This window comes from Streptomyces sp. NBC_01224, from assembly GCF_036002945.1.
Classification (GTDB): domain Bacteria; phylum Actinomycetota; class Actinomycetes; order Streptomycetales; family Streptomycetaceae; genus Streptomyces.
Genome location: NZ_CP108529.1, coordinates 4,235,329 through 4,252,876, shown reverse-complemented (window position 1 = coordinate 4,252,876; position 17,548 = coordinate 4,235,329). Strand labels below are relative to the sequence as shown.

Annotated in this window: 20 protein-coding genes and 1 pseudogene; 8 read left to right on the top strand and 13 right to left on the bottom strand. The window is 70.4% G+C overall.

Features of this window, described 5'->3' with window-relative positions:
- Positions 1 to 70 precede the first annotated feature (70 nt).
- The 3 genes from OG609_RS18800 (at position 71) to ygfZ (ending at position 2,447) form a co-directional block, all read left to right on the top strand.
- Entirely contained in the window at positions 71 to 643 is a 573-nt protein-coding gene (locus OG609_RS18800) for an FABP family protein (protein ID WP_114245760.1), read from the top strand.
- Between the two features lie 71 nt (positions 644 to 714).
- Complete coding sequence (locus tag OG609_RS18795; RefSeq protein ID WP_327273891.1) at positions 715 to 1,185, top strand: Fur family transcriptional regulator; 471 nt, start codon at positions 715 to 717, stop codon at positions 1,183 to 1,185.
- 296 nt (positions 1,186 to 1,481) lie between these two features.
- Entirely contained in the window at positions 1,482 to 2,447 is a 966-nt protein-coding gene (ygfZ, locus tag OG609_RS18790) for a CAF17-like 4Fe-4S cluster assembly/insertion protein YgfZ (RefSeq protein WP_327273890.1), read from the top strand.
- A gap of 90 nt (positions 2,448 to 2,537) precedes the next feature.
- Here the strand turns inward: ygfZ and dtd are convergent, their stop codons facing one another.
- Positions 2,538 to 2,987, bottom strand: coding sequence for a D-aminoacyl-tRNA deacylase (gene dtd, locus OG609_RS18785; RefSeq protein ID WP_327273889.1), 450 nt, complete (start codon positions 2,985 to 2,987; stop codon positions 2,538 to 2,540).
- Between the two features lie 234 nt (positions 2,988 to 3,221).
- On the opposite strand from dtd, the gene OG609_RS18780 reads away from it, so the two are divergent.
- The 3 genes from OG609_RS18780 (at position 3,222) to OG609_RS18770 (ending at position 6,103) form a co-directional block, all read left to right on the top strand.
- Positions 3,222 to 3,758, top strand: coding sequence for an RsiG family protein (locus OG609_RS18780; RefSeq protein WP_327278104.1), 537 nt, complete (start codon positions 3,222 to 3,224; stop codon positions 3,756 to 3,758).
- Between the two features lie 46 nt (positions 3,759 to 3,804).
- Positions 3,805 to 4,788: an asparaginase gene (locus tag OG609_RS18775; RefSeq protein ID WP_327273888.1), complete on the top strand. Its 984-nt coding sequence runs from the start codon at positions 3,805 to 3,807 to the stop codon at positions 4,786 to 4,788.
- A gap of 64 nt (positions 4,789 to 4,852) precedes the next feature.
- Positions 4,853 to 6,103, top strand: coding sequence for a GNAT family N-acetyltransferase (locus OG609_RS18770; RefSeq protein WP_327273887.1), 1,251 nt, complete (start codon positions 4,853 to 4,855; stop codon positions 6,101 to 6,103).
- A 51-nt stretch (positions 6,104 to 6,154) separates the two neighbouring features.
- Here OG609_RS18770 and OG609_RS18765 read toward each other — a convergent pair.
- Positions 6,155 to 6,325 (bottom strand): annotated as a pseudogene (locus OG609_RS18765) (ABC transporter); the annotation flags it as partial.
- Between OG609_RS18765 and OG609_RS18760 the strand changes: the two are divergent.
- Positions 6,243 to 6,683, top strand: a complete 441-nt coding sequence (locus tag OG609_RS18760) for a TetR/AcrR family transcriptional regulator C-terminal domain-containing protein (RefSeq protein ID WP_442818079.1) — start codon at positions 6,243 to 6,245, stop codon at positions 6,681 to 6,683. The pseudogene OG609_RS18765 and the gene OG609_RS18760 sit on opposite strands and share 83 nt — an antisense overlap.
- A gap of 132 nt (positions 6,684 to 6,815) precedes the next feature.
- Here the strand turns inward: OG609_RS18760 and OG609_RS18755 are convergent, their stop codons facing one another.
- Positions 6,816 to 7,100, bottom strand: a complete 285-nt coding sequence (locus OG609_RS18755) for a hypothetical protein (protein ID WP_327273886.1) — start codon at positions 7,098 to 7,100, stop codon at positions 6,816 to 6,818.
- Positions 7,101 to 7,141: 41 nt separating this feature from the next.
- Between OG609_RS18755 and OG609_RS18750 the strand changes: the two genes are divergently transcribed.
- The gene (locus OG609_RS18750; RefSeq protein ID WP_382906902.1) at positions 7,142 to 7,822 is read left to right on the top strand and encodes a TetR/AcrR family transcriptional regulator; all 681 of its coding nucleotides are present in this window, start codon (positions 7,142 to 7,144) and stop codon (positions 7,820 to 7,822) included.
- A 137-nt stretch (positions 7,823 to 7,959) separates the two neighbouring features.
- Here the strand turns inward: OG609_RS18750 and OG609_RS18745 are convergent, their stop codons facing one another.
- The 10 genes from OG609_RS18745 to OG609_RS18700 form a co-directional block, all read right to left on the bottom strand.
- Positions 7,960 to 8,856: an oxidoreductase gene (locus OG609_RS18745; protein WP_327273885.1), complete on the bottom strand. Its 897-nt coding sequence runs from the start codon at positions 8,854 to 8,856 to the stop codon at positions 7,960 to 7,962.
- 255 nt (positions 8,857 to 9,111) lie between these two features.
- A complete protein-coding gene (locus tag OG609_RS18740; protein WP_327273884.1) occupies positions 9,112 to 9,816 on the bottom strand; it encodes an alpha/beta fold hydrolase in 705 nt (234 codons plus the stop codon).
- Between the two features lie 76 nt (positions 9,817 to 9,892).
- Complete coding sequence (locus tag OG609_RS18735) at positions 9,893 to 10,516, bottom strand: hypothetical protein (protein WP_327273883.1); 624 nt, start codon at positions 10,514 to 10,516, stop codon at positions 9,893 to 9,895.
- Positions 10,517 to 10,622: 106 nt separating this feature from the next.
- Positions 10,623 to 11,858: an MFS transporter gene (locus tag OG609_RS18730; protein ID WP_327273882.1), complete on the bottom strand. Its 1,236-nt coding sequence runs from the start codon at positions 11,856 to 11,858 to the stop codon at positions 10,623 to 10,625.
- A gap of 67 nt (positions 11,859 to 11,925) precedes the next feature.
- Positions 11,926 to 12,840, bottom strand: a complete 915-nt coding sequence (locus tag OG609_RS18725; RefSeq protein WP_327273881.1) for a LysR family transcriptional regulator — start codon at positions 12,838 to 12,840, stop codon at positions 11,926 to 11,928.
- Between the two features lie 14 nt (positions 12,841 to 12,854).
- Positions 12,855 to 13,085, bottom strand: a complete 231-nt coding sequence (locus OG609_RS18720) for a hypothetical protein (protein WP_327273880.1) — start codon at positions 13,083 to 13,085, stop codon at positions 12,855 to 12,857.
- A 133-nt stretch (positions 13,086 to 13,218) separates the two neighbouring features.
- Complete coding sequence (locus tag OG609_RS18715; protein WP_327273879.1) at positions 13,219 to 15,609, bottom strand: excinuclease ABC subunit UvrA; 2,391 nt, start codon at positions 15,607 to 15,609, stop codon at positions 13,219 to 13,221.
- A 154-nt stretch (positions 15,610 to 15,763) separates the two neighbouring features.
- Positions 15,764 to 16,255: a pyridoxamine 5'-phosphate oxidase family protein gene (locus OG609_RS18710; RefSeq protein WP_327273878.1), complete on the bottom strand. Its 492-nt coding sequence runs from the start codon at positions 16,253 to 16,255 to the stop codon at positions 15,764 to 15,766.
- Complete coding sequence (locus OG609_RS18705; protein ID WP_327273877.1) at positions 16,252 to 16,608, bottom strand: VOC family protein; 357 nt, start codon at positions 16,606 to 16,608, stop codon at positions 16,252 to 16,254. The genes OG609_RS18710 and OG609_RS18705 overlap by 4 nt, the downstream gene beginning before the upstream one ends.
- Positions 16,609 to 16,806: 198 nt before the next feature.
- Entirely contained in the window at positions 16,807 to 17,487 is a 681-nt protein-coding gene (locus OG609_RS18700) for a class I SAM-dependent DNA methyltransferase (protein WP_327273876.1), read from the bottom strand.
- Positions 17,488 to 17,548 lie beyond the last annotated feature (61 nt).

Sequence of the window (17,548 nt, the reverse complement as noted above, 5' to 3'; positions counted from 1 at the left end):
GTGACACTCATGCCCGATGTGTCACGTCCGCAGCCACCCGCCCCCACCTCACAGATCGTCTGAGCCGCTCATGATCGAGATCCCGTCCGACCTCCACCCGGACCTCGTCCCGCTGGCCTTCCTCCTCGGCAACTGGGCGGGCGCCGGTGTCTCCGACTTCCCCGGCGCCGAGCAGTGCAACTTCGGCCAGGAAGTCTCCTTCAGCCACGACGGCCGGGACTTCCTGGAGTACGTCTCGCACACCTGGGTGCTCGACTCCGAGGGCAAGAAGGTCAAGCCGCTGGAGTCCGAGTCCGGCTACTGGCGCATCGACAAGGACCGCAAGGTCGAGGTCGTCATGGTCCGCGACCAGGGCGTCATCGAGATCTGGTACGGCGAGCTGGCCGACAAGAAGCCGCAGATCGACCTGGTCACCGACGCGGTGGCCCGGACCGCGGCCTCCGGCCCGTACAGCGGTGGCAAGCGTCTCTACGGCTACGTGAAGAGTGACCTGATGTGGGTCGGCGAGAAGGCCACCCCCGAGGTGGAGCTGCGCCCGTACATGTCGGCGCATCTGAAGAAGACCGTCACCCCGGAAGAGGTCGAGGCGATGGCGAAGAGCCTCGGCGACCTGCCGGACGACGGCATCGCCTTCTTCAAGTAGTCCCGCCCGTTCACGGGTTTCCCTTCGTACAAAGCTGCGGACAGGTGCTCACCCGGTCCTACACTGGGCCTGTGGTGAGCACCGACTGGAAGACCGATCTCCGGCAGCGCGGCTATCGTCTGACGCCGCAGCGGCAGCTTGTCCTGGAAGCCGTCGACACGCTGGAACACGCGACGCCCGACGACATCCTCTCCGAGGTGCGCAGGACCGCGTCCGGCGTGAACATCTCCACCGTCTACCGGACGCTCGAGCTCCTGGAGGAGCTGGAGCTGGTCAGCCACGCCCATCTGGGCCACGGGGCACCGACGTACCATCTGGCCGACCGCCACCACCACATCCATCTGGTCTGCCGCGACTGTACGAACGTCATCGAGGCCGATGTCGACGTCGTCGCCGAGTTCACCGCGAAGCTGCGGGGCACCTTCGGTTTCGAGACGGACATGAAGCACTTCGCGATCTTCGGCCGCTGCGCCGACTGCACGGCGAAGGTGGCGTCCGAGGGTGCGGCCCGGACGGCCGGCGCGGCCGATCCCAAGCCTTAGACCGACCGGCAAATGGGGGGCGGCGTCGCGGGGCTGGGCGCGCACTCCCCCAAGGCCTTGAGGGCCAGGGGGACCCCCTCCGGCGTGTCGTCAGTCGACAACGCTCCGCGTTGCCTCCCTCCTCCGCCTCGCAGCTGCACGCACCCAGCCCCGCTCCTTCTCCCACCCCCCATTTGCCGGTCGGTCTCAGGGCCTGTCCGGCAGATCATGGTCGGGGGCGCGTCCGATCCGCCGGACAGGCCCTGGGCCGCCCGGCAGCCGGAGGGCGGCCGTAAATCGCGTCGTACGCTGGTCGCATGAAGAGCCCTCTGCTGTCCCTGCCCGGCGCCGTCCCCGCCGAAGGCCGCGACGAAGGCGTCGCCGCGCACTACGGTGACCTGTTCCGCGAGCAGCGCGCCCTCGCCGAAGGCTCCGGCCTCGTCGACCTCTCGCACCGCGCCGTCGTCACCGTCACCGGCAGCGACCGGCTGGCCTGGCTGCATCTCCTGCTCACCCAGCATGTCAGCGAACTCGTCCCGGGACAGGCCACCGAGGCCCTGATCCTCACCGCGAACGGGCACATCGAGCACGCCCTCTATCTCGTCGACGACGGCGAGACCGTGTGGATGCATGCCGAACCGGGCACGCAGGGCGACCTCGTCGCCTATCTGGAATCCATGAAGTTCTTCTACCGGGTCGAAGTCGCCGACCGCACCGAGGACTTCGCCGTGGTGTACCTGCCGGCCGGCTCCATCGCGGAGGTCCCGGACGGCGTGACGGTACGGGAGACGGCGTACGGCCGGGATCTGTTCCTGCCCCGCGCCGACCTGGGGAAGTACGCGGCCGGGCACGGCCCCGTGGCCGGCATCCTGGCGTACGAGGCGCTGCGCGTCGAGGCGCACCGTCCGCGCCTCGGCTTCGAGACCGACCACCGCACCATCCCGCACGAGCTGGGCTGGATCGGCACCGCCGTCCACCTCCAGAAGGGCTGCTACCGCGGTCAGGAGACCGTGGCCCGGGTGCAGAACCTGGGCAAGCCGCCGCGGCGGCTGGTCTTCCTGCACCTCGACGGCAGCGAGGTCGTCCTGCCCGGGCACGGCACACCGGTACGGCTCGCCGCGGATGGCGCCGAGGGCCGTCAGCTGGGCTTCATCACCACGTCGGCCCGCCACCACGAGCTGGGACCGATCGCACTGGCCCTGGTCAAGCGGAACGTCGCGGTGGACGCGGAGCTGCTCGCGGGGGACACGGCCGCAGCCCAGGAGACGGTGGTGGAGCCGTAGCTGTGCGTAGATTCTCTACGCGCGACCGTCTGCACCGACTGCTCGACCTGCCTCAGGCCTGACACGGACCCGACTCGGAACCGACCCGGCTCAGACCTCGATGATGACGGTGAACGGGCCATGGTTCGTGAGCGAGACCCGCATGTCCGCCCCGAACCGGCCCGTCTCCGCCTGCGCCCCCAGCGCCCGCAGCTGTGCCACCACCTCGTCGACCAGCGGTTCGGCGATCTCGCCGGGCGCCGCGGCGTTCCACGTGGGCCTGCGCCCCTTCCGGGCGTCCCCGTAGAGAGTGAACTGCGAAATCACCAGAAGTGGTGCATTCACATCGGAGCAGGACTTCTCGCCCTCCAGAATGCGGACCGACCAGAGCTTGCGGGCGAGCTGCGCCGCCTTCTCCGCGGTGTCCCCGTGGGTGACTCCCACCAGCACACACAGCCCCTCGCCGACGATTTCGCCGACCACCTCGGGCCCGCCCGACGCGCCCGCGCCGTCGGACACCGTGACGCTCGCACCGTCCACCCTCTGTACCACTGCACGCATACAGACCAACCTATCTTGGGCTGAACGGGTACAGAGCATCCACACAGCCCCCACGGGAGTGGCACCATGCTCGGAAGGCGGTGCGCCGACGCACCGGTCGAGGGGATGGACAACAGCATGAGTACCTATGGAACCGGGCAGTCCCCCGGCGCCGTGCCGGGCACGCGCACCGGCACCGTAACCACCAGCACCAGCACCAGCACCAGCACCAGCACCAGCACCAGCACCAGCACCATGCGCCCACCCGTGCAGCGAACCGGCCACGGTCTCGTGGACGGCCCGTCCGCGGGACCGCAGTCCGAGCTGGACGGCCTGCGACTGCCGGAGCTGCGCACCCTGCGCCGCGAATCGCAGCGCGACGAGGCCGACCTCAGCTATGTGCGGCGGCTGGTCCAGGGGCGGATCGACATCCTGCGGGCCGAGCTGGCCCGAAGGCTGGATCCGGAGACACCCGTGGTGGACCGGCTCTCGGAGATCCTCGCCGACACCCCGTCCCGGCACCGCTCCTCCGCCAGGCATGTCACGCTCACCACGCCGCGCAGCGACGAGTACCGCCGGCTGGCGGCCGAGACGCTCGCCGAGGTCGAACTCTCCGACCTCGACGCCCGTACGGACGAAGAGCTGCACGCCGCGATGGGGCGCCTGGTCCGCTACGAACAGCAGGTCTCCCGACGCCGTCACCAGCTGCAACGGACCGCTGACGATTGCAGTGCCGAGATCGCCCGCAGGTACCGTGATGGTGAAGCACAAGTAGACGACCTGCTCGCCTGAAGCGACCCTTCCGAGGGCGGGTCCGCCCCGTCCCCGGAAGGCCACCATGACCTCCAGCGCCGCCCCCGCTGCTCCCTCCGCCATATCCCCCGCCCGCCCCGTCCTGGCCGAGGTCGTACGGTCCGGCTTCGTGGAGGGCCGGCACCGGGGCTCGCTGGTCGTACTGGCCGCCGACGGCAGCGTGGAGCGGGTTCTGGGCGACCCGACGGCGCCGGTCTTCCCGCGCTCCTCCAACAAGCCGATGCAGGCCGCGGCGGTGCTGCGGGCCGGGCTCGATCTGTCCGGGGAGCGGCTGGCACTGGCCGCCGCGAGCCACTCGGGCGAGGACTTCCACCTCGAACTCGTGCGCACGATGCTCGCCGAACACGGACTGACGCCCGGCGATCTGCAGACCCCGCCCGATCTGCCGCTGGATCCGGCGGAGGCGGAGGCGTATCTCGCCGCGGGCCACGTCCGGGACCGGATCACCATGAACTGCTCCGGCAAGCACGCGGCGATGCTCGCGGTGTGCGGGGTGAACGGCTGGGACCGGGCCTCGTACCTCGACCCGTCGCACCCGCTCCAGCAGCTGGTCCACCAGGTGGTCGAGGAGGCTGCCGGGGAGCCGGTCGCGGCGGTCGGTACGGACGGGTGCGGGGCTCCGCTGATGGCGATCAGCCTGGTGGGTCTGGCGCGGGCCTTCCGTTCGTTCGTGCTGGCGGAGCCGGGGTCGGCGGAGCGCCGGGTCGGCGACGCGATGCGGGCCCACCCCGAGTACGTGGCCGGAACGCGCCGCCCCGACACCTGGCTGATGCGGGAAGTGCCGGGCACGCTCTCCAAGATGGGCGCGGAGGCGGTGCAGGCGGTGGCGCTGGCGGACGGCCGGGCACTGGCCTTCAAGATCGACGACGGTGCGACGCGGGCACTCGGCCCGGTGCTGGCACAGTCGCTGCGCCTGCTCGGCATCGACGCCCCGGTGGTCTCCCGGATCGGACGCACGCCTCTGCTGGGCGGCGGCGGCGAGGTCGGCGAGATCCGGGCAGCGTTCTGACCGGATTCCCCGTCGGCGGAAAAATCGGGCGACATTCGGTGAGCCGGTATCTAGCGTGGGGTGTATGCGCCTTGACGTCCGTGCGATCACCGAATCCGAGTTCCCCGGCTGGCGGCAAGCCCTGAACACCGGCTTTCTGCGCCCGCCGGTGGTGACGGCCGAGGAGGTCGCCGACCGCCTCCCGCACACCGACCTGGCCCGTACGCAGGGCGCGTTCGACGGCGGGCGGTGCGTGGCCACGTTCCGTTCGTTCGCGCAGGAGCTCACGGTCGTCGGCGGTGCCACGGTGCAGGCCGACGCGGTCTCCAACGTCACGGTGTCTCCCACGCACCGCCGTCGCGGGCTGCTCAACCGGATGATGGCCACGGACCTGGCGGCGGCGAAGGAGCGCGGCGACGTCGTCGCCACGCTGATCGCCGCCGAGTACCCGATCTACGGGCGGTACGGGTTCGGCCCGGCCGCCTGGACCACCGAGTGGGAGATCGACGTACCGCGGACGGGCCTCGACCCGCGCTGGTCGGGGCCCTCCGCGCAGGACGGCGGCCGGATCGACCTGGTGAGCGGCGCGGACGTACGCAAACTGGGCCCGGCCCTCCACGAGCGGCTGCGCGCCCGGCAGCACGGCGCGGTCAGCCGCGACACGCGCTGGTGGGAACTGAACACCGGCGAGAACCTGTTCGGCCCCGAGACCTGGACGGAGCCCTTCTACGCCGTCTACAGCAACGCGGACGGCGAGCCCGACGGCCTGATCGCCTACCGCGCCGACGACAACTGGGGCGACGCCAAGCAGCCGCTGAACCGGGCCACGGTGCTCGGCCAGATCGCCGTCACCCCGGACGCGGAGCGCGCGCTGTGGCACTTCGTCTGCTCGATCGACTGGATCACCACGGTCCGCACCGGCCACCGCGCCCCCGACGACCTGCTGCCACTTCTCCTTCCGGACCCGCGCGCGGCCCGCATCGTGACCCAGGCGGACTGGCTGTGGATACGCGTCCTGGACGTCGTACGCGCCCTGGAGGCCCGCACCTACGCGGTACCCGGCGCACTGACCCTGGACATCCTCGACGCCACGGGCCTGACCACCGGCCGCTACCACCTCGACGCCTCCCCGTCCGGCGCCACCTGCACCCCCACCACGGCGTCCGCCGATCTCGCCCTGGACGTAAGGGAGTTGGGGACGCTCTATCTGGGCGACGAGTCCCCGGTCCGACTGGCGGCCCTGGGCCGCATCGAGGAACTCACGCCGGGTGCGGTGGCACTGACGGACGGGATGTTCCGGGCGGCGCGGCGGGCTTGGTGCCCGGACGTGTTCTAGTGTGATGCGCCAAAAAGCCTGAAGGTTGGTTGGTGCGGTCGGGGCCGGCCCTTCCGCCTCCTCCAGGTACTGGGTGGTGAGCAGGACCGTGGCGTCCTGGCCGACGGGGTCGCGGACCACCTGCCAGAGCTGCTGTCGGCTGCGTGGGCCGAGGCCGGTTGTCGGCTCGTCGAGGAAGAACACCTCCGGTTGCGGACTGCCGACGAGCCCGGCCGCCGGGTCGAACTCCGTCGCCTGGTGGGAGCAGGGCCTCCAGGCTCTCGAAGGCACCGGCCTGAGCGCGGGCGAGGAGGTCTCCGTCATCCTCCTGGTCAGCGGGTTCGTACGGAACGCGGCGCTGCTGACGGGTGATCTCGCCGCCGCAGTGGAGGCGCGCGGCATCCCGGCGCAGGAAGTGATGGACGGGTACGCCCGCACCCTGGACCGGCTCGTCGACCCCGTACGGCATCCGTCGCTCTCCCGGCTGCTGAAGTCCGAGGTGATGGGGACGCCGGACGAGCCCGACCACGAGTTCAGGTTCGGGCTCGAACGCGTGCTGGACGGGGTCGAGGCCCTGGTGGAGGCGCGGGCGCGGGACTGAGGGGGCGAGGCCGGGCCTCGATGTCCGCGATGCCGGACAGCGAGATGGAGCGCCGTGCCGCCTCCTGCGGGTCGGCGGGGGCGAAGCCGCCGGTCGGGGCCCCGTGGGCGGAGAACCGGCCGCCGTCGGCCGTCAGCGGGGAGGCCGCCAGGCCGGCCTCGCCGCCGACCCCGGCACGTACGGCGTCCGGACCGGGAAGAACTCCCTGAACCCACCCGAACGGATCTGGGTCTCCACGAAGCCGATGTCAACGTTGCTCACCTCGATCACCACCTCACCCGGACCCGCCACCGCTTCGGGCAGCTCCGCCGCCACCAGCACCTGCGGACCACCCAGCTCCCCGACCAGCACCGCACGCGTCCGGACCACAGCGTTCCGGCTGTCGGCGGCCGGCTCGTCCGGCGCCCGTCCGACCACCCTCGGACGTCAAGTCCGGTTGAGGTCAAGGCGTACGCTTCATGGTCATGAGCGGAGAGAAATCATGGCCCGGGGCGGCGGTGCATACGGCCCCCGCAGCCTCTGCGGCCCATGTGCCGATGAGCCTGCGTGAGCGGAAGAAGCAGCTGACGTACCAGGCGGTCTCCGATGCCGCGATCGCGATGTTCCTGGAGCGGGGCTTCGACAAGGTCTCGGTGGCGGAGGTGGCGGCCGCCGCGGACATCTCCAAGCCGACGCTGTTCCGGTACTTCCCGACCAAGGAGGACCTGGCCCTGCACCGGTTCGCCGACCATGAGGACGAGGCGGCCCGTGTCGTCGCAGCCCGCGCGGACACCGAGTCCCCCCTGGACGCCCTGCGCCGCCACTTCCTGGACGGCCTGGAGCGGCGCGACCCGGTGACCGGGCTCTGTGATGCGCCTCAGGTGCTGGCGTTCATGCGGTTGCTGTACGGGACGCCGTCCCTGGTGGCCCGCATGTACGCCTACCAGGGCCGCTCGGAGGCGGCCCTCGCCCGTGCGCTGGGCGACCGGGTACGGGACAGGCTGGCCGCGGGCCAGATCATCGCTGTGCAGCGCATCCTGGGCCTGGAGAACTGGCGGCGGATCGACGCGGGGGAGAGCGCGGACCAGGCTTACGGCAGTGCGGTCGAGGCCGCCGAACTCGCCTTCGTCCAGCTGCGGTCGGGGCTCGGGGAGGAGTAATGGGCGGCAGCGGTGGACGGGCGGTGTCCGGCATGCCGATCTGCTGCGTGGTGTTGAACAGCCCGGATGCGAGTCCGGCGTCGCCGTCCCCCGCCCCCGACATGCCGAGCGCGGTCAGCGCGGGAAGAGCGAGCAGGTTACTGGCGACGCCCGAGCAGTGCCATGTCGGCCTCGTCGAGAGCCAGTTGGCCGGCGGCCATGTTCTCCTCGAGGTGGGCGAGGGAAGCGGTGCCGGGGATCTGCACGATGGAGGGCGAGCGGGCCAGCCCCCACGCGATGGCGATCTGGAACGCAGTCGCACCGTGCCGCTCCGCGACCTTTCGCAGGTTCTCGCTGCCGAGATCGGTGTGTCCGCCGCCGAGCGCGAAGAACGGCATGTACGCGATACCGGCGTCCGCGCACTCGTCGACGAGCGAGGCGTCCGCCTGGTCGAGCACTCCGAACCGGTTCTGCACGGCAGCGACCGGTGCGATCGACCGGGCTTCCGCGAGCTGCCCGGCCGTCACATTGCTGACGCCGAGCTGCCGGATCAGCCCTTCCTCGCGCAGCGCGGCCAGTACGGCGAACCGCTTGCCGAGCGACTCGGCGACATCCGAACCCAGCCGCCCCACGCGCAGATGCACCAGGTCGAGGACGTCGACCCCGAGGTCCTCCAGATTCCGCTCCACCTCCCCGCGCAGCTGATCGGGACGGGCCTCGGCGTACATCTCACCGGTCTCGTCCCGCAGCGGGCCGATCTTGGTGGCGATGGTGACGTCCGCGGGGTACGGATACAGGGCCTCGCGCAGGAGGTCGTTGGCGCGGTGGGTGTCGGAGAAGTAGAAGGCGGCGGTGTCGATGTGCCGCGCCCCGAGTTCGACGGCGCGCCGCGCCACGGCCACAGCGTTCGCGGTGTCACCGGCGGGCCCGCTCCACCGCCCCGGCAGCTGCATCGCGCCGAAGCCGAGCCGGGGGATGGTGACGGTGCCGCCCAGTTCGAAGGTGCCGGGGGCAGGCGCGGAGTCCGAGGCCGAGTCGATCGATGAGGAGGTCATGGGGGCAGCATGGCTGCCGGAGGGCCGGATCACCACATTCTTTGTTGCCGGTCACGGTCACGGCATTCCGAGACCGGCCGGGCCCGGCCACCGTGAGGCAATGACCTCCGCGCCGACGCCCGGAACGAGAGCCTTCCCGCCCCACCCGCTCCGCGGGGTCCAGGCGTCGTACGTCCGTCAGACCAGCTGCCCTTCCGACTACGCACAGGTCGTCGCGGACTTCGAACCCTGGGAGGAAGGGGTCCGGTCCGGGGCTCAGGATTCCACGGCCGACCGGTGCAGGATCCGTGCCAGCTCGCGCGGCTGGGAGAACATCGGCCAGTGGCCGGTGTCCATCTCGACCAGTTCCCAATGCTCGCTGCCGGCCAGCAGCTTGGCCACATCGCCGTTCGGCTCGTCGCCGTCGAGCAGGCATTTGATGTAGGTCGCCGGAAGCTCGCCGAGCGGGCGCGCCAGTACGGCCGGCTCGGTCAGCGTGGTGCCCGGATGAGGTGTCGAGCCGCCCACGATCCGGGCGATCTGCTCGTCGGTGAGGCCCTGGCCGTCGAAGTCGGCGGCGGTGAGCGGGGCCCAGAAGCCGCCGTTCGCGGCGATCGAGGCCTCCAGCGCCTCGCGGCCGGCCCACCAGCCGGAGGCGAACGATTCGCCGTCGACCGGAATCTCGGAGTCGACGAACACCACACGGGCCAGCCGGTCACCGATGCGTTCGGCGGCCTGGCCGACCGGGATGCCCGAGTAGCTGTGTCCGACCAGGACGACGTCGTGGAGGTCGTGGCGCTCCACCTCGTCGACGATGTCCCGGACGTGGGTCTGTTGCCCTGCCTGCACGCCCTGCTTCTCGGCGAGGCCGGACAGCGTCACCGGGTGGGTGCCGTGCCCGGCCGTACGCAACTCCGACACCACCTCGTCCCACGCCTGAGATCCGAGCCACGCGCCTGCCACCAGTACGAATTCAGCCATGGTGGCAACCTAGCGCGGCGGTCCCACCGCTCGCCCCGGTTTTGCCCAGGTGCGGCGGGGCGCATCCGGGTCCGTGTCAGCCGAGCGGGGAGGCGTGGCCCGGCCTGCACCCGGAAGGGACGCTGTTGCCGCTGATGTCGAAGTCCCCGCAGGTGAGAAAGACATCGTTGAATTTGCCGAGCACAAAGGCGAGCCCGCCGACGACCGCGACGGCGCCGATGACCATCTTTCGCTGGCGTACGGAGAGCTCCGATTCCCCGAACAGCAGGAGTTGCAGGAGCACCCAGGTCAGCAGCGGGGTGCCGATGATGCTGAAGACGCCGCCCACCACGAAGAGCGCCTCGCCCTGCCAGTTGCCGCTGCGCGGCACGATGGCGGCGAGACCGAGCCATGCGCTGGGCAGGGCCAGGCAGGCCCAGTACACCCAGCCGTGCCGCAGCCCGCGTTCGCGCATCAGCAGACCGGCCAGCAGCACGGCCGTCGACACCGCCCAGAGGGTGAGCATCTGGTAGTAGAAGATGACGTTGTAGGCGCCGAGCGTGAAAGCGGGCTCCCAGACCGCCAGCGCTCCGCCGCCCGCGATCACGGCGGTCTTCGGTACCACCGAGGCCCCGCGGCCGTCACGTGTACGGCTGGGGGCGGGGGCCGTGCCGTCCCCAGCGCTTGCGTCTGCGGCGCGGGTGCCGCCGTCATCATCCATGGGGACCCGTCTCCGGCATGGGGATATTTCCGCACACATTACCCAGAGTTGAGATCCTGCCGGGCTGTCCGCGCGGTCGGCCGGGCGGAAATGGGCGGACCCGGTGTCAACCGGTACCACCCCGGGTCGTCGCCGGCTTCGTACCGCTCGATGCGAACGCCAGGAGCAGGCCCACGAGTCCCAGCAGCGCGGCGATCCACAGGGGAGCGGTACAGCCGCCTCCGGCAGCGAGAGCCGATCCGGCCAGAAGGGGCCCGCAGGCGTTGCCGATGTTGAAGGCCGAGACATTGGCGGCCGATGCGAGACTGTCCGCGCCCTGGGCCGTGGCCAGCACTCTGGTCTGCAGGGGCGGGATGACGGCAGCCCCGGCCAGTCCGAACAGGAAGAACCCGGCGGCTGCGGCGGGCTTGCTGTGCACGGCTGCCAGGAGCAACAGGGACACACCCGTGACACCGGCCAGCGCCCCGTACAGCGTCGGGGCCAGGGCCCGGTCCGCCAGCCGCCCGGATATCGGGGTGCCGACCGTCATTCCGACGCCGATCAGCACCAGCACGAGAGGCACCGTCCGGTCGCTGAACCCGGTGACCTCCGTGAGCATCGGTGTGATGTAGGTGAGCACGGTCAGGAAGGGTGCCCAGCCGAAGGCCGTCGCGGCCAGGGCCCGCCAGACCCGGCCATGCCGGAATACGGCCAGCTCACGGCGGAAGTCGGTGCCGGTCCCGGCGGGGACGAAGGGCACGAACAGAGCGATCGCCGTCAGCAGGATCACGGCGACCGCGGTCACGGCCCAGAAGGCGGCCCGCCAGCCGAGCGCCTGTCCCAGCAGCGTCCCGCCGGGGACGCCCAGCACGTTGGCAATGCTCAGCCCCATGAAAACGGTGGCGATCGCACTGGCCTTCCGGCCGGGAGCGACGACGCCGGCGGCCACCACCGAGGCGATGCCGACGTAGGCACCGCCGGCCAGTGCGGACAGCACCCGCCCTGCCAGCAGCGCCCCGTATCCGGGCGCCACGGCGCTGAGCAGGCTGCCGGCGATGAACAGGCCGACCAGCCACAGCAGCAGCTGTTTCCTGGGAACCCTCGCGCCGAGTACGGCCAGCAGCGGAGCACCGATCACCATGCCCAGCGCGTAGCCCGACACCAGCAGTCCGGCGGTGGGCAGTGAGACGCCCAGGTCACCCGCGACCTCGGGAAGCAGGCCCGCGATGACGACCTCCGTGGTACCCACGGCGAAGGCACCCAGCGCGAGTGCCGCCAGGGCGGCGCCCGCGGATCGCGGGGGTCCGCCCTCCCCCCGGGACGCCTGGGCGGATGACGGTGCGGCTGACAGATCGTTGCTCATGTCGTCAGCTTCGTGGCCGCAGCGGCCCCGATCAGCTCCCGCCTGCGCAACGATCGGTAAGCCTCATTCACTGATGGCTTGCGGCTCCGTTCCGGTCTGCCGCAAGCTCCGTGGCCACGTCGACGAACGCTCTGATCCGGGCGGTGCTGCCGGCCCTGCGCCAGACCAGTCCGTACTCCAGCGGAGCCGCGTCGCGAAACGGCAGGTAGACGACGTTTCTGGGGGTGAAGTACTCGGCGACATCGGCACCCACAGGGGAGATGCCCTGTCCCGCGCCGACCATGGCGAGCGTTTCGGGCCAGGTTGCCGCGGACCTGCCTCGTCTGACCGGCTGACCGTTCGGCGTGTACGAAGGTGCCAGGTGCTCCTGCCAGTAGTCCGGAACATGGCCGGAGCAGGCGAAGACCCGGTCGCGGGCCAGGTCCTCGACGGTCGCGGTGCTCTGCTTGGCGAGGGAGTGATTGGCGGGCACGGCCAGCATGCGCGGGATGCGCAGCACCACGGGGCCGCGGACCAGGTCGGGCTCCTCCACCGGGAGCTGCGTGACCAGTACGTCCACCTCGCCCGCGCGCAGCGGCTCAAGCATGGTCCTGACCTGCGTCTCGTGAATCCGGACGTCCGTCCCCCGATGTCGAAGGGTGAAGACACGGATCACATCGAGTACGAACTCTCCGGCCGCGCTGCCCAGGTAGCCGACGACCAGGTTCCCTTCCACGCCCTTCGCCGCGGCCTGTGCCGCCGCAAGGCCGCGCTCGATGCGACGGTAGCCGGGCTCCACGTCGTCGAGCAGGCGTCGGCCGAGCGGTGTGAGGCCTACTCGGCGACTGGTGCGGTCGAAGAGCGGCGCGCCGACGCGGCGCTCCAGCCGCTGGATGGTCTGGCTCACCCTGGCCCGCGACACCTGAAGTCGCTCGGCCGTGCGGCCGAAGTGCAACTCCTCGGCGAGGATCAGAAAGCTCTCGATCTCCAGTCGCTCCAGCATGTGAGCAACGGTACTCAGTCGGCTGTGCCCTTCTCCGCCCCGATCGTGTCGTTCGCGCCACAGCCGTGGTCCGGCGTCCGGTACGGGGCGGGGCCGGTCGACACGGCGCTGAGCTGTGACGGTCCGATGTGGGGCAGGGCGGTGACATCCCGGGCCGCAGCACGCGCCCCGGTGCCGCCGATGACGGACGCGCCGTCGCGATCGCCGTCACCGACGACTGCGAGGCCTGCTTGCGCGGCAGTCATGGCCGAAGCCCTCGGGTGCTACCCAAGGCGGTCGTTCCTGCTCGTCCTGCTCGAACACGTCTCGCCATCGGCCGAGTGGGACGAGTCGAAACAGATGAGAGAACTCGTCCCACGGCGTCCGCGAGGGCCTCGGTCAGGTGCCGACGTAGGCCGCGAGGTGCTCGCCGGTGAGGGTGGAGCGGGCGGCGACGAGGTCGGCGGGTGTGCCCTCGAAGACGATCCGGCCGCCGTCGTGGCCGGCTCCGGGGCCGAGGTCGACGATCCAGTCGGCGTGCGCCATGACCGCCTGGTGGTGCTCGATGACGATGACCGACTTGCCCGAGTCGACGAGCCGGTCGAGCAGGCCGAGCAGGTGCTCGACGTCGGCGAGGTGGAGGCCCGTGGTCGGCTCGTCGAGGACGTAGACGCCGCCCTTCTCGGCCATGTGCGTGGCCAGCTTGAGCCGCTGCCGCTCGCCGCCGGACAGCGTGGTCAGCGGCTGGCCGAGGGTGAGGTAGCCGAGCCCGACGTCGGCGAGCCGCTCGAGGATCTTGTGCGCGGCCGGCGTGTGCGCCTCGCCGGCGTCGAAGAACTCCTCGGCCTCGGTCACCGACATCGCGAGCACCTCGCTGATGTCGCGACCGGCGAGGTGGTATTCGAGCACCGATGCCTGGAACCGCTTCCCCTCGCACTCCTCGCAGGGGCTGGAGACGCCGGCCATCATCGCCAGGTCGGTGTAGATGACGCCGGCGCCGTTGCAGGTGGGGCAGGCGCCCTCGGAGTTGGCGCTGAACAGCGCCGGCTTCACGCCGTTGGCCTTCGCGAACGCCTTGCGGATCGGGTCGAGCAGTCCGGTGTACGTCGCCGGGTTGCTCCGTCGCGAGCCGCGGATCGCGCCCTGGTCGATCGAGACCACACCCTCGCCGGCGGGGATCGATCCATGCACGAGCGAGCTCTTGCCGGAGCCGGCGACGCCGGTGACGACCGTCAGCACCCCGAGCGGGATGTCGACGTCGACGTTCTGCAGATTGTTCGCCGTCGCGCCGCGGATCTCCAGGGTGCCGGTGGGCTTGCGCACCGTCTCCTTGACAGCGGCCCGGTCGTCGAGATGGCGGCCGGTGACGGTGCCGCTGGCCCGCAGCCCTTCGAGGGTGCCCTCGAAGCAGACGGTGCCGCCCCCCGTACCGGCGCCGGGGCCGAGGTCGACCACGTGGTCGGCGATCGCGATCGCCTCCGGCTTGTGCTCCACGACGAGCACCGTGTTGCCCTTGTCCCGCAGCCGCAGCAGCAGGTCGTTCATCCGCTGGATGTCATGGGGGTGCAGCCCGATCGTCGGCTCGTCGAAGACGTAGGTGACGTCGGTGAGCGAGGAGCCGAGGTGCCGGATCATCTTGACGCGCTGCGCCTCGCCACCCGACAGCGTGCCCGCCGGCCGCTCGAGCGAGAGGTAGCCGAGCCCGATCTCGACGAACGAGTCCAGGGTGTGCTGGAGCGCGGCGAGCAGTGGTGCCACCGAAGGCTCCTTGAGGCCGCGGACCCATTCGGCCAGGTCGCTGATCTGCATCGCGCAGGCGTCGGCGATGCTGATCAGCTTGATCTTCGACGACCGGGCCCCCTCGCTGAGCCGGGTGCCCTCGCACTCGGGGCAGGTGGTGAACGTGACAGCACGCTCCACGAACGCCCGGATGTGCGGCTGCATCGCCTCCTTGTCCTTGGACAGGAACGACTTCTGGATCTTGGGGATCAGCCCCTCGTAGGTGAGGTTCACGCCCTCGACCTTCACCTTGGTCGGCTCCCGGTGGAGGAAGTCCTGCATCTCCTTCTCGGTGAACTTGCGGATCGGCTTGTCCGGGTCGAGGAAGCCCGACTCGGCGTAGACCCGCACGGTCCAGAAGCTGTCCGACTTCCAGCCGGGGATGGTGAACGCGCCCTCGGCGAGCGACTTGGAGTCGTCGTAGAGCTGGGTGAGGTCGATGTCGGAGACGGCGCCCCGGCCCTCGCAGCGCGTACACATGCCGCCGGTGCGGTTGAAGGTCGCTTTCACCGCCTTCTTGGCGCCGCGCTCGACGGTGATGGCACCGCTCGCCCGGACCGAGGGGACGTTGAAGGCATAGGCGCTGGGCGGGCCGATGTGCGGCTTCCCGAGCCGGCTGAAGAGGATGCGGAGCATCGCGTTGGCGTCGGTGGCGGTGCCGACCGTGGAGCGGGGGTCGGCACCCATCCGCTGCTGGTCGACGATGATCGCGGTCGTCAGCCCGTCGAGTACGTCGACCTCGGGCCGCGCCAGCGTCGGCATGAAGCCCTGCACGAAGGCGCTGTAGGTCTCGTTGATCATCCGCTGCGACTCCGCGGCGATCGTGTCGAACACCAGCGAGCTCTTGCCCGAGCCGGAGACTCCGGTGAACACCGTCAGCCGGCGCTTCGGGATCTCGATGCTGACGTCCTTGAGGTTGTTCTCGCGCGCGCCGTGCACGCGGATCAGATCGTGGCTGTCGGCAACGTGCAGCGCAGGCGACTGCGTGTCCATCCTCGCGGCCATGCTCATCGTGTCTCCATCTGTTGGGCGGGGCCGCCTTCGCGGTCTCCGTCGGCGTCGCCTGGCTCGATCCGACCAGCTTCGAGCGTACGTGTGGTTGTTCTTCGCTTCGGCCCGTGGAGCCTCTGGGCCCCGGCGGCCGTGCGGCGTGCCCGTCGAGGCGTCAGACCAACCAGCGGCCCTCGCGCATCAGCTCGCGGTCGGGCAGCTCATTCACCTCGCGCCAGGCCTGGATGCGGCGTGGGGAGATGCGGAACCAGCGGTACGGGGTGGCCGGCGCAATGGGGTCTCCCCTGCTCGAACGAAGTTGAGAGCTTGGGGAAGGGTCGAAGCCGGTGCGCGCGGCGAACCGGTCACCTGCGGCTGCCGGCAGCGCGTCGATCTCGAGGACCTCGACTTCGCCCTCGATCATGGACACGTCGCGGGTGTGGCCCAGTCCCGGCCGAACGGTTCGGGTGGCGGCCAGGTTCCTGCCGGTCGGGCTGTCCGTCGGCGTGGCCATCAGCAGCGTCTCGCCGTCCCAGTCGAAGGACAGCGGTACCAGGTACGGCGCACCGTCCGCCGAGGCACTGGCCACCCAGAGATCGATGTCGTGGCTGAGCCGATGCTCGGTGTCGCGACGACGCCGAGCGCGGGAGCGGGGGTCGGCAGTCATCGGTCCTGAAGCAGCCCGAGGACGTTGCCGTCGGGGTCGGTGAAGGTGGCCACCAGGCGGCCGCCACCGACGTCGTGTGCGGGCTCCTTCACGGTGGCACCCGCGGCGGTCACCTCGGCCAGCTTCGCCTCGATGTCCGGCACGTGCCAGTAGGCCACCGGTGAGGTCATGCCCTGCTGTCCACCGCCCGGCACCAGCCCGATGTGCTGGCCCGCGGCCTCGAAGCCGACGTAGTAGGACTCGTCGGCCTGCGGCGCTACGCCGAGCAGGGCGGCGTACACCGCCTTGGCCCTCGCCAGGTCGGAAACGGGATGCAGCACGGTCTTGATTCCCTGGGTGGAAGAGCTGGTCATGGGTCACTCCTGCAAGTCGTGGGTCCGGTCACCGGTCGGGATCGTCCGGCTTGAAGACGAACGGGAAGTGTGGAATTCGACAGTCCGATCGCCCCGGATGGCGATTTCGCCGTTGGCCACGCTAGCTGCGGCTCGGGGGCCGGCGCTTCTCGATTCCTGATCAGGTTGAACGAGACGCCGGATGTTCGTCCGTCTCGCTCAACCTGAGGTGTCCCGTCGTGATCCCTTGGGCTTGTGGGTGAGGAAGAAGGCCTGCCGGCCTTGCCGGGGCTTCTCGCTCTCGTCGGGTTCGCGGATCATCCGGGCGTCCAAGACGAGGCCGGCCTCGCTCATCAGGTCGGCGACGCGGTCAGGAGACATCCAGTAGACGTCGAGCGACAGCTCGTGGCCGTATGCCTGGTCCAGGTGGCGACGCTGGTCCCCGACCTTGAATGCCAGGAGTATGTGGCCGCCCGGGGCCAGCACCCGGTGACACTCCGCGAACACGGTCGGCAGCAGCTCCGGTGGGGTGTGGACGGTTGAGTACCAGGCGACGATGCCGCCGAGAACGTCGTCCTCCAGGTCCAGCGCGGTCATCGATCCTTCGTCGAACCGAAGACCCGGGTGTGTCCGACGGGCGACCGCGATCATCTCCGGTGACAGGTCGATGCCGAATGCGTCCACTCCTTGTGAGTGGAGGTGGGCCGTGATGCGGCCGGGGCCGCAGCCGAGGTCGGCGACTGGTCCGATGCCCGGTGCCTGCACGAGTTCGGAGAACGCGGTGAGCATGGCGCGGTCCAGCGGTTTGGCGTTCAGTTCGTTGCGGAGGAGTCTCTCGTAGTCCACGGCGACGGTGTCGTAGGCCGTCCGTGTGGAGTGCAGGTAGGTCGCTTCGGTCATGGTCGATGACGGTAGCTCCAGTCGTCCCTTTCTCGTCTCTCGATATCGATATCGAGAGCGG